This is a genomic window from Shewanella sp. 30m-14, assembly GCF_052977125.1.
In genome coordinates this window covers 1-14496 of sequence record NZ_JBRILW010000002.1, presented here as the reverse complement: position 1 = coordinate 14496, position 14496 = coordinate 1, and the positions used below count along the sequence as shown (strand labels likewise).

Annotated in this window: 11 protein-coding genes; 5 read left to right on the top strand and 6 right to left on the bottom strand. The window is 44.1% G+C overall.

Going from position 1 to position 14496, the window contains the following annotated elements; translation table 11 throughout:
• The first annotated feature begins 28 nt into the window (after window positions 1-28).
• Window positions 29-2929: an aminomethyl-transferring glycine dehydrogenase gene (gene gcvP / locus ACVBIU_RS01835; RefSeq protein ID WP_447162907.1), complete on the top strand. Its 2901-nt coding sequence runs from the start codon at window positions 29-31 to the stop codon at window positions 2927-2929.
• Between the two features lie 279 nt (window positions 2930-3208).
• On the top strand, window positions 3209-3652 hold the full coding sequence (locus ACVBIU_RS01830) for a hypothetical protein (RefSeq protein WP_447160658.1): 444 nt from the start codon (window positions 3209-3211) through the stop codon (window positions 3650-3652).
• 24 nt (window positions 3653-3676) lie between these two features.
• Here ACVBIU_RS01830 and ACVBIU_RS01825 read toward each other — a convergent pair whose 3' ends face one another.
• Window positions 3677-4729: a transposase gene (locus tag ACVBIU_RS01825; RefSeq protein WP_447162906.1), complete on the bottom strand. Its 1053-nt coding sequence runs from the start codon at window positions 4727-4729 to the stop codon at window positions 3677-3679.
• A gap of 193 nt (window positions 4730-4922) precedes the next feature.
• Here ACVBIU_RS01825 and ACVBIU_RS01820 point away from each other — a divergent pair, with 193 nt between their 5' ends.
• On the top strand, window positions 4923-5411 hold the full coding sequence (locus ACVBIU_RS01820) for a DUF6985 domain-containing protein (RefSeq protein WP_447162905.1): 489 nt from the start codon (window positions 4923-4925) through the stop codon (window positions 5409-5411).
• A gap of 193 nt (window positions 5412-5604) precedes the next feature.
• On the opposite strand, the gene ACVBIU_RS01815 is transcribed toward ACVBIU_RS01820, so the two are convergent.
• The 4 genes from ACVBIU_RS01815 to ACVBIU_RS01800 all read right to left on the bottom strand — a co-directional run bounded on the left by ACVBIU_RS01815 (window position 5605) and on the right by ACVBIU_RS01800 (window position 11741).
• Window positions 5605-9240 carry an Ig-like domain-containing protein gene (locus ACVBIU_RS01815; RefSeq protein WP_447162904.1) on the bottom strand — a complete coding sequence of 1212 codons (3636 nt, stop codon included), beginning with the start codon at window positions 9238-9240 and terminating at the stop codon, window positions 5605-5607.
• Between the two features lie 826 nt (window positions 9241-10066).
• Complete coding sequence (locus ACVBIU_RS01810; protein WP_447162903.1) at window positions 10067-10318, bottom strand: hypothetical protein; 252 nt, start codon at window positions 10316-10318, stop codon at window positions 10067-10069.
• A gap of 181 nt (window positions 10319-10499) precedes the next feature.
• The gene (locus ACVBIU_RS01805; protein ID WP_447160666.1) at window positions 10500-10829 is read right to left on the bottom strand and encodes a hypothetical protein; all 330 of its coding nucleotides are present in this window, start codon (window positions 10827-10829) and stop codon (window positions 10500-10502) included.
• Between the two features lie 435 nt (window positions 10830-11264).
• Window positions 11265-11741 (bottom strand): glycine zipper 2TM domain-containing protein, encoded by a 477-nt coding sequence (locus ACVBIU_RS01800; RefSeq protein ID WP_447160667.1) that lies wholly within the window; start codon window positions 11739-11741, stop codon window positions 11265-11267.
• 209 nt (window positions 11742-11950) lie between these two features.
• On the opposite strand from ACVBIU_RS01800, the gene ACVBIU_RS01795 reads away from it, so the two are divergent.
• Window positions 11951-12712, top strand: a complete 762-nt coding sequence (locus ACVBIU_RS01795) for a sulfite exporter TauE/SafE family protein (RefSeq protein ID WP_447162902.1) — start codon at window positions 11951-11953, stop codon at window positions 12710-12712.
• Between the two features lie 229 nt (window positions 12713-12941).
• Here the strand turns inward: ACVBIU_RS01795 and ACVBIU_RS01790 are convergent, their stop codons facing one another.
• A complete protein-coding gene (locus ACVBIU_RS01790; protein ID WP_447162901.1) occupies window positions 12942-13277 on the bottom strand; it encodes a cation diffusion facilitator family transporter in 336 nt (111 codons plus the stop codon).
• A gap of 384 nt (window positions 13278-13661) precedes the next feature.
• Between ACVBIU_RS01790 and ACVBIU_RS01785 the strand changes: the two genes are divergently transcribed.
• Complete coding sequence (locus ACVBIU_RS01785; protein WP_447168800.1) at window positions 13662-14216, top strand: cysteine hydrolase family protein; 555 nt, start codon at window positions 13662-13664, stop codon at window positions 14214-14216.
• Window positions 14217-14496: the final 280 nt, after the last annotated feature.

The window sequence follows — 14496 nt, the reverse complement described above, 5'->3', positions numbered from 1 at the left end:
ATACTGGCAAATAGGAACTAGGTTACCCATGACCAAAGAAACCCTTACGCAGTTAGAGCAGCACGAACTATTTCTACGCCGTCACATTGGCCCAGGTGCTGATCAGCAGCAAGAGATGCTTAATTTTGTTGGTGCTGAATCGTTAGAAGATCTCACCGCTCAAATCGTACCCGGCGCTATCTTGCTAAACCGTGATTTAGCGGTTGGCGATTCGTGTGGTGAAGCGGAAGGCTTAGCTTATATCCGTAAAATTGCAGACAAGAACAAAGTCTTCAAGAGCTACATTGGTATGGGATACCACGGCACTGAAGTACCGAGTGTTATCCAGCGTAACGTATTAGAAAATCCAGGTTGGTACACCGCCTACACGCCTTACCAGCCAGAGATTGCTCAAGGCCGCCTTGAAGCGATTCTAAACTTCCAGCAAGTATCAATGGACTTAACTGGTCTTGATCTCGCTTCATCATCACTGCTTGATGAAGCCACAGCTGCCGCAGAAGCGATGGCGCTATCTAAGCGTGTCTCTAAAGCGAAAAAAGCTAACATCTACTTTGTGGCAGACGATGTGTTCCCACAAACGGTTGACGTGATTAAAACTCGCGCCGAGTGTTTTGGTTTTGAGGTTATTGTCGGCCCTGCACAGGACGCTGTTAACTACGAGCTATTTGGTGCGCTATTTCAGTACACCAACCGCCTAGGTCAAATTAACGATTTCACTGAGCTATTTGCTCAGCTACATGAGAAAAAGGCGCTGGTATCGGTTGCAGCCGACATGATGTCGCTTGTCTTGCTTAAGTCGCCAGGTTCTATGGGCGCTGACGTAGTATTGGGTAACTCACAACGCTTTGGTGTGCCAATGGGCTTTGGTGGGCCACACGCTGCATTTTTTGTGACCCGTGACGAATATAAGCGTTCACTACCGGGTCGTATTATCGGTGTATCACAAGATACTCGTGGTAACCGCGCACTGCGTATGGCAATGCAGACTCGTGAGCAACATATCCGCCGCGAAAAAGCTAACTCAAACATCTGTACCGCGCAGGTGCTACTTGCCAACATGGCATCATTCTATGCGGTATTCCACGGTCCACAAGGCCTTAAGACCATTGCTGAGCGCATTCACCGTCTAACCGACATCGTTGCCGCTGCACTAACGGCAAAAGGCGTTGAGCTCGTGAACAACACTTGGTTCGATACCCTGTCAATTAAAGGCTTAGACGTTGCGGCTGTACAAGCACGCTCTGCTGCTGCTGGCCTAAACCTGCGCATCGACAGTGATGGCATTGTGGGTTTAAGTTTGTCTGAAACCACGACTCGCAGCGATGTTGCTGAGCTAATTGCCGTTATCCTAGGTGATGACGATAGCTCAAACGGTAGCGCTGATATTGCAGCACTTGATGCAGCGATTATTGCTAACGGCAGCACGTCAATCCCAAGCGAACTTATCCGTAAAGATGCCATCTTAACGCACCCAACATTTAACCGTTACCAGAGCGAAACGGAAATGATGCGTTATATCAAGCGTCTTGAAAATAAAGACCTAGCCCTGAACCACTCAATGATTTCATTGGGTTCGTGCACCATGAAGCTAAACGCAGCAACCGAAATGGCGCCGATTACATGGCCAGAATTTGGCAACATGCACCCATTCTGCCCACAAGATCAGGCGCAAGGTTACGCGCAGCTACTTGAAGAGCTATCTGCATGGCTAATTGATATCACAGGTTACGACGCGGTATCACTGCAGCCTAACTCAGGCGCGCAGGGCGAATACGCGGGTCTTCTAGCAATTAAGCAATACCATGAGTCACGTGGCGACGCGCACAGAAATATCTGTCTAATCCCACAATCGGCGCACGGTACTAACCCCGCTTCTGCGCAGCTTGCAGGCATGAAAATCGTGGTCACGGCTTGTGATAAAGCCGGCAACATCGACATGGCTGATCTTCGCGCCAAAGCGGCAGAAGTGGCTGACAACCTATCGTGCATCATGGTCACTTACCCGTCGACGCACGGCGTGTACGAAGAGACCATCGCTGAAATTTGCGATGTGATCCATGATCACGGCGGTCAAGTTTACCTAGATGGCGCTAATATGAACGCACAGGTAGGCCTAACATCACCAGGCTTTATTGGCGCAGACGTATCGCACCTTAACTTACACAAGACCTTTGCTATCCCACATGGCGGCGGTGGACCAGGTATGGGCCCAATCGGTGTTAAAAAGCACCTTGCGCCATTCCTATCCGGTCACGCGGTGGTTAAGCATGGTCTTGAGTCTGACAACAATGGCGCAGTATCAGCCGCGCCATTTGGTAGCGCAGGCATCTTGCCTATCACTTGGATGTACATCAAGTTGCTAGGTAAAAAAGGTCTACGTCAGTCAACGCAAGTAGCACTGCTTAATGCTAACTACATGATGAAGAAACTGTCGGCGCATTACCCAGTACTTTATACCGGCCGTAACGACCGTGTTGCCCACGAGTGCATCATCGATTTGCGTCCACTTAAAGAAGCATCTGGCGTGACCGAAATGGATATCGCTAAGCGTCTAAATGACTATGGTTTCCACGCGCCAACCATGAGTTTCCCAGTGGCGGGAACCTTGATGATTGAGCCAACAGAATCAGAGTCTAAGGTTGAGCTAGACAGATTCATCGAGGCAATGGTGTCTATTCGCGGCGAAATCGCCAAGGTAGAAGCAGGCGAGTGGCCAGCGGACAACAACCCGCTACACAACGCGCCGCACACCCTAGCTGACATCATGGACCCAGCGTTTGATGAGCGTCCTTACACGCGTGAAGAAGCCGTGTTCCCAACGGCAGCGGTGAAGCTGAACAAGTTCTGGCCAACGGTTAACCGTATTGATGATGTGTTTGGTGACCGTAACCTAATGTGTTCATGCGCTCCAATCTCCGACTACGAGTAATCTTTTAATTGCTGCTTGGGCTTGCTACTGCTACGTTGAACCTCGGCTCCAGTCCTCATTGACTGGAGTCAACTCCGGGCTAGAGCCTTCGGTTCGCCTTGCATTAGCATCGCCAGCGACGCAATTACGGAAACTGTGAGTTTGGTGGTTTCCGGTAGTTATAGAATTGAAAAAGCGACCTTTTGGTCGCTTTTTTATTGGCTGGGGTTTAGAACCGTTGATGGTTGCATCGAGTAGAAACAGCTAGCAAAATCTAGCTTATAAATAGAGTCAGACCTAATGACGGCAGACGAAATGACAAAGGCAGCAGCGACTATGCAAGAACAACTTCCGATTACGATTAGCGCCGATAGCGGCTTTTCTAGTTCGCTTAAGCCGTTGCTGGTTGAGCTTGAAATGTGGATTAACTTTCAAGCGCTGAAAGCAGATTGGTATGGCGATGAAGCCTGTATCTTAGCTTTCGATTTTACTTTGGTTAGGAGCTTGGAAGATAAAGGGCTGGATGTTAGTGAAGAGTGCGCTGCGGCTCAATGGAGAGTCGAGGATGGTTATGCCTATTGCTACGACAGCAGTAGCTTAAACACCACGGCTTTTATTGCGGTTGCAGACCTGCTTGAGGCAGGTGTTGGGATTGAACAGGCGATAAAGGGTAGGTTGGTTGCTGTGGTTAATGCGGTTGCCAAGTCTGTGGGAAGAGGGCATCGGTTGTTGGCTTTGGGGTGAGTCGCTAGCTCATGCCTCTACTAACTAAGGCGACGGATGAAGTGCATTACTACAAGCTTTTCCCTTGCTCCACTTTCCGCTTTTCTGCTGCCTTTTGAACTCACACATAGCGTCCCAACGGCCGCTAACTCCACTGTATTGACGACGAAACTCTTTGGCCGAGGTTATCCATACATCAGGTGCAATACCGAGTTCATTGAGTAATTTTGGTCGTTTTGAATCTATGAAGCCTGTTTTATCATGTCGAATCGCTCTGCCAGTCCAGTCAATAAGCTCTAAGTAGTCACAAAAGTGAAATGGGATCCCCGATTGACTAGCAAGATGGGTTGAACCATCAAATTTAGCGAGTGGTTTTAAGGGATCGTCAACAGCAAGTTCTGGTTCTTGATTGGTGGACTTGGTGGGGGGAGTTGGCTTGCTGGTGTTGCTATCAAGCGAATTTAACTCGGTAATACGCTCTTGAATAGAGGTGAACTCAGAAGTTTGAAGTGTGTCTGCTATTCCTGCTCTAATAGGGTTTAAATCCACGTACATCATACATGCAAGTAATGCCTGTTCATCGAGCAGGGCTTGAGACTTAAACCTTCCTTCCCAGAATGCCCCCTTACACTCATCTTCACGATTTGCCCTACGCGCTACCTCCTCATTAAGACAACGCATAAACCACGATATACTCGATAAACGCTGGTGCCACTCAGCTAATAATCCATCAAGTAGTAAACGCTCACCCTCAATTAATGTCTCACCATTCATGTATTTGGTTGCAACAGGATGCCCTTTAGTGATTTTACACCATCGACTAATGACCTCTTTGTTACTCAATGATTTAGCTTTGTCAGTTTCGATTTTAAGGACTAAATGATAGTGATTATTCATGACAGCATAGGCACAAATATCGATACAGAAGATAGTTGAAAGCGCTTTGATTTTATCGACAATCCAGCCACGCCTATGTTCAAAGCTTTTACCTGTAAGCTTATCCTCGCCACAGAGAAATGCTCTTCTGACACAACGATTTATGATGTGATAGAAAGGAGTCGATTCAGGATCTATCAAAGTTCGTCGAGCAGAGGTCATAATCGCGATCCTAGACTAGGCCAAGAGGAGGTACTACAAAGCCTAGTAGAGGATGTGCTAAAGCACAAAAGATATGGCTGTCCTGTCTTTTTATTTCACTCTGTTTTCTATGACAAAAATTCTTTTTTGCGCTTTAACCACACATTATTGTGCAATCACTTCAAATATAATCTTCTCTTTTTACGAGTCTATTATGAAAACAATAAATATTACTTGGAAAGAAGGTGAAGAGTTTCATGAAGGCACAACGGGGCTGAATGCTTGGCATGATTTTAAAGCCTACGGCAGTGTTGAATTTCTCACCCAAGAAGATCTGGCTATTGCCGATAGCATGACACAATGGTTCATTGATAATGAAAAGCGCATTTATGCATTGGTCTGCGATTATGTTAATGAAAACTACCAAGAGCTGCTTGAAGATTCTGAATTTCTAGATGTGTTTGACGAAGATTCAGAAACTTACGAAACCTGTGTCGGCGAGGTGAATGAAGCCGATATGCGCGCTGGGGATATCTTTAAGTTAATGCAGCTGTCCGGATTTATTTTACATCACCCAGACAAAAATGCCGTTGGGATGATTTTTGAATGTGCTTGGGATGAAGAGCATGGCTTTGGTATTGTGATCCAAGGGGATAAAGTCATTTCCCAAGACGGTGCCCAAGTTGCGTATAGAGGGGTATAACGCTCTAAAAATGAAGCTGTTAATGATTTAGTGTGGTGACTATCTTTTTTGATATGGCTAGTTTGATAGAGCCGAGTACCGCACTTCGGAATTGAACTCAGATAAAAGCCAGTCAGTTTGCACTGACTGGCTTTATGTTTAACTATTATTTTTAACTATTATGTTTAGCTAGAAAAGTTATCGCGTTAAGCGCTTATTGCGGAGTCAAACCTAGCTGCTCTAGTACTAACTTAAAGTTCTCACGGCGCTCTTTGACGTTGTGCACGTCACCGGTTGAACAGGTTAAATCAGGGCAACCACGGTTAACGATACCAGAAACATCATCAATAAAGTCGGTGCCTTTCATACCACCTTCAACATACTTTTTCAGTTCGTTGTGGTAGTTCCAGCCACCGTATTGGCCGCTTTCGTCAGGGTAGGCTTGTACTGAGGTAACCCAGTAGAACAGACCTGCAATCCATTTGATTTCTTTATTCTCTTCAGAGCTACAAATTAAGCCTGGGTTTGAACAGAAATCTAGCTCTGCATATAGCGGGTTCGCTGGTGGCGCTTCAACCACAACACCATCAATGGTTTTGCCAATATTTTCTGGGTCAATGTGTGAACGACCTAAGTAGTGGTTCAGCGTACCGAAGTTTTGGCGTCCTGTAGTTTGAATCACGCCACGGCCCCACCAACCACAACCTTCCACGTCTTCTTGGCTGCTACCATCCCAGATGAACTTACCTGCTTTTTGGTCAACGTAAGTTTTACATTCGTCACGTTCCCATACTTGCTTAGAGCCATCTACTGATGTTGGTACGTCATTACAGTGACCGCTATTTGTCCAACGACCAACGTTACCGTTAACAAGCAAACCACGTTCTTCAAGTACTGCATTTGGTGCAGCGAAAACAGGAGCAGGAGCGCCGTACCATTTAGCATGAGTTAGTGCACTCACTTCCATCTTGTTGTCACGGGGACAAGAGTAAGCGTGATCTAAACCAGAGTCTGGGTTAACACCGTAATCTGCATATTTCTGATCAAGTTGACCACAGCTCGCTGACATTGGGTAATCTGTGGCTGCACCGTATTTAATTTCAGCCCAGTTATTCTCATCACACGCATTGTAGCGAATCGTTTCTTGCATACTTTGTGCTAAGAAGGCTGCAATCGCCACTTTTGCATATTTGATGTTGGTTGCATCATCAACATTTTCATCGAGTAGCCAGAACTTGTTACCCGCTACACCAACGTTATGCATTGCATTTAAGCCCGTCATGAAGTCAGCCCACTTGTAAACGGTAGACGGAACCCATTGTGATTGAGGCGTTTCATATAGGAATGCAGTGTTGTTCATTGACTCTTCAGCATTTGCCAATTCGCGGTTTAACGCATCAATGATGGTTAACTTGCCATTTTCTGTTGATTTACCAACATAGTACAGTGGCATTTTAGCATCTTGGTAATGTGCAATTTTGCTGGTCAATTGTTCAGAATCTTTGTCAAACAAAATAGCAAATACGTTGCTGAATGCCGCTTTACGAATTTGCGGTTTGCTGGTGTTGTTACCCATAAAGTAACTAGCAGCTTGGTCAGTTGGAATACTTTTCAGCATTGCAGGCGTGTTAACAAAGTCAGTCACTTGCTTTACGTACTCTAGCGCATTGTGCCATTGCTCACTTGATAAGGCCTGCGTTGAGCTAGATTTAGTGAAAGCAACAAAGTCAGCTTTGTTTGCAGCGTCAGCTTGATATAGCTCAAGCTTATCGAGTAGATCGGCGGTGAATACCGATGCTTCATCCCAAACAGACTGGCGACCAGAATGCGTATCAAAAGCAAAGTCACCAATACTTAAAGACCAGCCATAGGTTGCTTGTGGCGCTAGAGTGGTAATGATCAGCTGGTGAGCGTGAGCCCAACCCTTCAGGTCGTTGCTTAGCGCGTTGATGTCATCAAGATCAATGCTATTGCCTGTGATATCCATCGCCTTGATTAGCGCGTCTTGAACCGCAATGCTGCTTGTTACTAAAGCTTTATCTTGGGTGGCTTTATCAAGCACATCAGTGCTGATGATAATCGATGCTGACTCTGTCTGTGCAGCCAGTTCCATGATTGACACGAAAGCCGCTGTTAACTTGTTAACATCAGCCAGTTCTGCACTGTTACTGGTTTTGATTGTCAATGTCGCAGGAGCAGTAGTCGATGGGCTAGCCACTACTAAGGTGTTTGGCCAGCCAGCCACTTCTAGACGAACAGGGTCCATCGGGTTTGGCAGTGAAAGCAGTGGTGCGGTGCCTGGCTCTGTGCCGTCACAATTTAAGTGAAGTGCCCATGAGCTGTCACTACCAGGAACTGTTTGTGTCCAGTAAATCGCTGAGTAGGCGATGTTGTTATGCACCATAATGTCGCCACCGGTAGCATGGTCAACACGCGTCCAGTCTGGGTAAACATTGAAATCAGCACATAGTCCACCTGGTGGTGTGACTGGCGGGTCAATAACGTCTTCTTCAATAGTGATGTTTACACTTACATTTGAAGAAAGCCCTTCAGCATCAGTGGCGATAGCTTTTAGAGTGACGCCGCCCACTTGCGTTGGCTGCCAGTCACAGGTAAATGTTGCGGCTTGATCGGCATCAAAGCTACAAATTTGTGTGTTATTGGCTTTAACAACCAGTTTGGCTAAATCATCATCAGCATCAGTGGCATTAACAGCAATAGAGACGGTCTCTGTATCAATAAAGCTTGCACCATTGCTTGGTGCAATGAACTTCACCACTGGTGCGGTAAGTTCTTCAGCTTCTACAGTAATGCTCACACTCACTGTTGAAGTTAGGCCTTCTGCGTCGGTGGCAATCGCTTTAAGTGTTACCTTGCCTTCTTGAGTCGGCTGCCAGTTGCACGCATAGGTGGCTGCATTGGTGGCATTAAACGAACAAATTTGCGCGTTATTAGCTTTAATAACCAGCTTAGTTAAATCATCATCAACATCGGTGGCATTAACAGAAATAGACACTGTCTCAGTTTCATTAAAAATTGCACCATTGTTAGGGGCAATAAATCTCACTACTGGTGCGGTAAAGTCTTCTTCAGCATCCGCTTTTACGGTTACCACAACAGATTGTTGTTCGATTTTTTGGTTATTTTTATCGAATACAAATACCTTAACTGTGGCGCTGCCTGCTTCAGTTGGTGTCCAGCTTTGCGAGTAAATCGTCTGGCTTGGGTTAATGGCTTTTTGAGACAGTTTTTGATTGTTAGCCCAAAATTCAACTTTTGCAGCGAGTTCACCATCAACTTTTGCTTGGATGCTTGTTGCTGCTTCCGCTTTTAATACCTGACCGGCTACTGGAGATAGAATTGATAATTCGGTTGGTTCCGGCTCACCAGGTTCACCTGAACACTCGGTTAACTGCCAAAACCACGAGTCTGCACTTGGGGTTTCCCATACACCTGGATTGTTTTTAGCAATAAAGCATTGGTTAGCATAAGAGACTATATCGCCATTGTTAACCTTGGTTTGACCTGGGATAAAGGCAATGATGTCGCCCGGTTCTGGCTCAGGTTCTGGCTCAGGTTCAGGCTCTGGTTCTGGTTCAGGTTCTGGTTCGCCCGAACAGACTGTGGTATCCCAAAACCATGAACCAGCATTTGGTGATTCCCAAACACCTGGGGTGTTTTTGGCAATAAAGCACTCGCCATTAAAAGCAACGGTATCGCCATTCTGAACTTTTGTTTCTCCCGGAACAAAAGTGACAACACCTGAGGTTAGCGTTGCGTCAGCGGCATACAGGTATCCACTGAACATAACGCTGGTCAATGCGATAGTTATTTTATTTATTTTTATCAAGATTTAGCTCTTCTTTTATTCATTTATCTTTTACAGATAAATTCATCAGTAATTAAAAGTGTGCGTTATCGATGGCACTTAATTGTTAAAGTCCAAGAATAACCAGCACACTTTGGTATTGATTAGAGAGTTAGTGGCCTATAAGCGCCATGGTAACCACTAAGTTAGCTGTATGGGTCGCCATATGAATTGCTAATATAAGAAACTAATTCTCGGCGAAGATATCAGGTAGACAGCCGTAACACACTCAGTTTTTAATGGCTTAAAGCTCAATAGAATAAATAAGAGTCAGTTGGTATTGCTTATGTTAAGTTATTGACTTAAGTCGGAAAATTGACTTATTTTTTTGCGAGCGAATCTTGCATGTTATGACTAAACTTGAGGTGATGTGTTTACTCATGGCTGCATGAAAGGCTGCTGTTTATAAATTGCTTATTTAGCTTAACAAGTTTTATAAGCGGTATATTTAAACGTTTATTTTTAAAACGCTAATTTAATAAGTTATTAACTAGATAAGCAAATGAATCGCTCTGCGAGCAGGTTTTATACCTAGGACATTTCCTGCTCTATTGTCCAATCAGATACTTTGATTGGTTTTGCGTATATAGAAGGTTTTATTGCTTCAATGGCGTTAACAACTGACTGATGAAAAAACACCATGATTGACTCAAATGAGGGTTTAAATACGAGCCTATTTTCTAAAGGAGTAGAATTTAGCTCTTCAAAGTCAAAACCTACCTCATCATCAAGAATGTTAATGATGTTGTAGCAGTGAAGGTAAAGATAATCTTTATCTTGAATCTTAGCGGGAACAACAGAGTTCTTACTATAAATTCAGCTCCACGAAGGGCTTTGCATAATCCATATCAAACAGTAGCTTGGTACTAGCTGAAATATCAAATTTCGCCGCGATAGGTTTAAAGGTTTTCAGGCTTTTACATTCAAAACTCGCAGGTATTGTTGTTGATATTGCTTGGTCTCTTAATATCCTCAGTCTGCGAGTATCGTTCATATTGACCACAAAACTGACTTTGGAGTAGTCATTTGAAAAAACGAAATACTCATCTTGAATCGACATGCTAGCTTTCTCTCAGCTGTATAAATTGATGACAACTACCTTGAAAAACACCCAAGCCTATCGTTATGGCTTAAGTCTGTTGGGCTGACTGTAACTCTGCAGAGAATGTACTAACAAGACTTACTTGCTGATTTATATCGATAATATGCCTTTGCTCACCATTGAAGCTCACGGTTTGAATTTATTGATTCAGGCTGAGTTTGAGCTGCGCCTTTTCGGCACTGCTTAGCATTGGCTCGTAGGCGACCTGCATGTTAGTTGGGCAGGCAGATTCATTGTCTAAAACCTTGTCAAACACCTGAAAATGGCTAGAAGAGAGTGTTTGATATTGGCAAATTAGCAAGTTGTCATCAGTTTTTGAGCTGACTAGATTGGCGGTTACAGCCGTATTTGGTGAGGCGTGAACGCTGCCCATTGAGATAAATAAGGTTAGAGCGATAGTGGTTGCCGTTTTCACTGCTGTTGCTGACATATTTACAGCGGTTGCTAGCATTTTAGTTAATTGCTTCATCTGTCGCCTCTGCTTAATCTTGTTAACTTGATAATTAATATAGCAACAGAATGCTGTACGGAAACTTAACGATTTATAATGGGGCGCTCAATTTTTTATCTATTTTTTTTACGTCAAAATAGCTGCTCGCATCTACATATTTCGCTGCTAAAAGAGTCTGCTTTTATGTCTGGGCCCTGTCATTACGTCCTGTGACTTATACCAATCAGTATAAAGATTTGGTCGTTCAGCGAGAGTTTAGCGGCATAGAGACAAGGTCATTAAATGCTCCTCGGTAACTGCTCTTGCGTTACTCTACCGCCTATATCCATATAGTCGTGCATTAATGACATTCACCACATCTGACCTCCAGAGATGGAGGAAATGTCTTATGTATGTCGGGAGCATACAAGACCATGTGCTATGCCTCGCGCTAGAGGCATAACAACTCGTTGATCAACGTGGCTCTACTCTTGCGGTATTACCGTCGACATTAATTTGTACAGCTTCACCTTGTTGGAAAATCATGTTTGGATTAACTTCTTGAACAATAGAAATAACGCGTCCATCATCCAAGCGAATCGTCAGATTTACGCCATTGCGCTCACCTGTTTTATCAGCGATTTCGCTACCAGCGTATCCACCAGCGACACTACCGCCAATTGCCGCAATATCCGATCCCGCTCCGCCGCCAATCTCGGAGCCTAGGATCCCTCCGATTGCTGCGCCAGCAATCATTGCTATAACGTTTGTTTTATCTGATTCAGCAATCGTCACCGGTTCTGCTTTGACTATCGTACCGTAATACACCTGCCCAATTGTTTGTGTTTCTGCTGCTCCGTAAGCGTCCCCATACGGGTTGGGGCTGGTGCATCCCGCTATAGTGGCAAGCGACATAGTGAGTAGAACTGCCAAGTTGATTTTTTTTGTCATGGGAACTCCAAAGCCTAGATGAGAGACAAAAGTATAGGATCGCCGCGACAGTTTTGCTGTGGAGATAGGGCCGAGTGCGCATTATTTGCACTTAGTATTAATAATATAAGGGAAACTGTTACTTACGCCGCATTAAAGTTTCTAAGTCCTTATGCTCAATCGCTATCTTTTGACTACGCTTGTATCAAATAACTAAAGGAGACATAGCTGTGTCTATTACTGAATATCTGTATTTGGGCATGATTGCGATTATAAGCGGTATAGCACAGGCGACAGTCGGTGGCGGCGGACTATTACAACTACCGGCATTATTTAATGCTATGCCAGGTGTCGCAATTCCAATTGTGATTGGTACCAACAAGCTAGCGATGCTGGCAAGTGGTGTTAATAATGTTAGGCGCTATGCATTTTCAATGGATTTACCTTGGCGGTTAATTGTCCCTGCCATCATTAGTGGCTGTATATTTGCCTTTATTGGCTCCTCCTTGCTAGATGATGTGTCAGAGTCTTGGTTTAAGCCTATTTTATTAGTGATTATGATTGCACTGGCTATCTATACCTTCCGTAATAAAGAGATGGGAGAGAAGGCTGTTGAACCATTGTTTCACCAGCACCAAAGGGGAGTGAGTGCGGTAATGGGCGCTATACTTGGCTTCTATCAAGGCATGTTTGGTCCTGCAACGTTAACCTTTATTATACTCGGTAATATTCGTGCCTTTGGTATGGATTTTCTTCATGCGATGGCGTCATCTCAAGTGTTATCAACCCTGTTTAATGTCAGTGCGTTAGTTTGGTTTATCAGTCATGGATATTTTGATATTAAACTGGCGTTAATTATGATGCTTGGCACTCTTATTGGCTCGCAAATAGGTACACGCATAGCGTTGAAGGGGGGCAACAAAGTTATCAAAATTCTGTTTGTTATGATGTTACTGATTGAGATTGGCCGTTACTCTTGGGCTCTTTTTTAATGAGTTCAGTATGCTGGAGGCCTAGGGTTTAGGTTTTTGTTCGATATGGATTTAGCTTTAGTGAATTAAGCCGGGCTGCCATGAACCGTCACATTGGCATAACTGATTGATAAGAGGGTTGATTGAGTTTTAATGAGGGCTCGTTATTTCAGGTGTTACACTTTTTATTGTAAGCATGGCAGTAAGAGTCTCTTACTACCATGTCAGCTTACGAGCATTACAATATTAATTAGTCTTTATGGCCTGTTTTATGGTGTTCTCGAGATGATTCTTTATGGTCATGTTTTTTTACTTTGTGGTGCTTATGTTCATCATGTTCATGACGATCATCATGGGTTTGCACTGAATGTTTATGGCCTGTAGGGTTTCCACCATGTTGAGTGTGCGGGTGGCTTTTTTCATGGTCTCGTGATGCATGATGATCTTTATTGTGCTTATGCTCATTCCCATCATCATATCTATGTTCCATACGCTCATGTTGTGCTTCGGCAGTATGCTGATGACCATGATTATGGGTTTTATGATCTTCTTTTTTTGTTTCACCGTGCTTGGATTTGTGACTCATTATTGAACCTCTGAACTGGGTAGCTAACGATTGATGAGTCTAGGTTGCGCTTAAGCTAAAAGCAAAGTTGTGATCTATGTCAACCTTTGTCAAAGGCTGAAATTAATTAAAAATCATCAATAGTTCATCTTTCAAATACACACTGTCATCATCTGTGTTTGCTGTGGATTAAAGTAGGCATTTTTGTACTTATATTGCTTATAGGCTTCTATGATTAGGCTCGATTAATTCGAAACACGTTTTATTAATATACTCCCTCAGCTTATGGTTAAAACATTAACCCAGAAGATGTTTTATCGAGGAATCAGTATGTTGGTATACAAAAGTGCAGCATCTAAGTGTTGCTATACTTTTCTAACACTCAGCACCTTAGAGAAATTAAACATGGCTATTACCAAGCTTGATGACGACACAGCGCTTCTTGTAATTGACTTGCAGTATGGCATTGTTGCCCTACCTGATCCTATAGATGTACAGCGTGTCATTGAAAACACTAACCACTTGATTGAAGCTTTTCACCGCCGTCATTGGCCTGTTGTGCTGGTTAATGTTTCTGGCCGTCCCTCGGGGCGTACAGACCAAGCTGTGAGTTCTGGCAATACTGCTGATAACTGGTCGACATTAATAGCTGACCTGAACCGTCATGAAGAGGAGATATTGTTCACGAAAAGAAGCTGGGGAGCCTTTAGTCATACCAAGCTGCATGCAACCCTGCAAGGGTTAGGGGTTACACAAGTTGTTATTGTTGGTATAGCGACCAGTATGGGAGTTGAGTCTACCGCGATGCAGGCTTTTGAGCTTGGTTACAACGTAACACTCGGCATCGATGCTGTAACTGATGTGGTAGCAGATAACCATAAACATGCTATTAGAGTGACGCTTCCTAAGCTGGCGGAAACAGGGACAACTGAGGATATTTTGCATCAAATTACGCTGTAGTGGCTTATCTAAAGCCATTATAGGGACGGCGTATCTGAGGCATGCTTGTGGCACCTCTTTGGCATTTATGTGATTTGTCTTTGGCACCTCTTTGTGTGTGCGTGGCAGTCATTTATTTGAGCGTGATGTATGCGAGTGCTGAACTTGGCGAGTATTATGCCTAGTGCATTTTGCTGATGATAAAACAGTACTTATTTTGCTGGTGATAAAACAGTACTTATTTTGCTGGTGATAAAACAGTACTTATTTTGCTGGTGATAAAACAGTACTTATTTTGCTG

Excerpts from the sequence above, each read along its gene's own strand:
- gcvP (WP_447162907.1), top strand. The coding sequence starts at position 29 with ATGACCAAAGAAACCCTTACGCAGTTAGAGCAGCACGAACTATTTCTA.
- ACVBIU_RS01800 (WP_447160667.1), bottom strand. The coding sequence starts at position 11,741 with ATGACAAAAAAAATCAACTTGGCAGTTCTACTCACTATGTCGCTTGCC.
- ACVBIU_RS01830 (WP_447160658.1), top strand. The coding sequence starts at position 3,209 with ATGACGGCAGACGAAATGACAAAGGCAGCAGCGACTATGCAAGAACAA.
- ACVBIU_RS01825 (WP_447162906.1), bottom strand. The coding sequence starts at position 4,729 with ATGACCTCTGCTCGACGAACTTTGATAGATCCTGAATCGACTCCTTTC.
- ACVBIU_RS01820 (WP_447162905.1), top strand. The coding sequence starts at position 4,923 with ATGAAAACAATAAATATTACTTGGAAAGAAGGTGAAGAGTTTCATGAA.
- ACVBIU_RS01790 (WP_447162901.1), bottom strand. The coding sequence starts at position 13,277 with ATGAGTCACAAATCCAAGCACGGTGAAACAAAAAAAGAAGATCATAAA.
- ACVBIU_RS01805 (WP_447160666.1), bottom strand. The coding sequence starts at position 10,829 with ATGAAGCAATTAACTAAAATGCTAGCAACCGCTGTAAATATGTCAGCA.
- ACVBIU_RS01810 (WP_447162903.1), bottom strand. The coding sequence starts at position 10,318 with ATGTCGATTCAAGATGAGTATTTCGTTTTTTCAAATGACTACTCCAAA.
- ACVBIU_RS01785 (WP_447168800.1), top strand. The coding sequence starts at position 13,662 with ATGGCTATTACCAAGCTTGATGACGACACAGCGCTTCTTGTAATTGAC.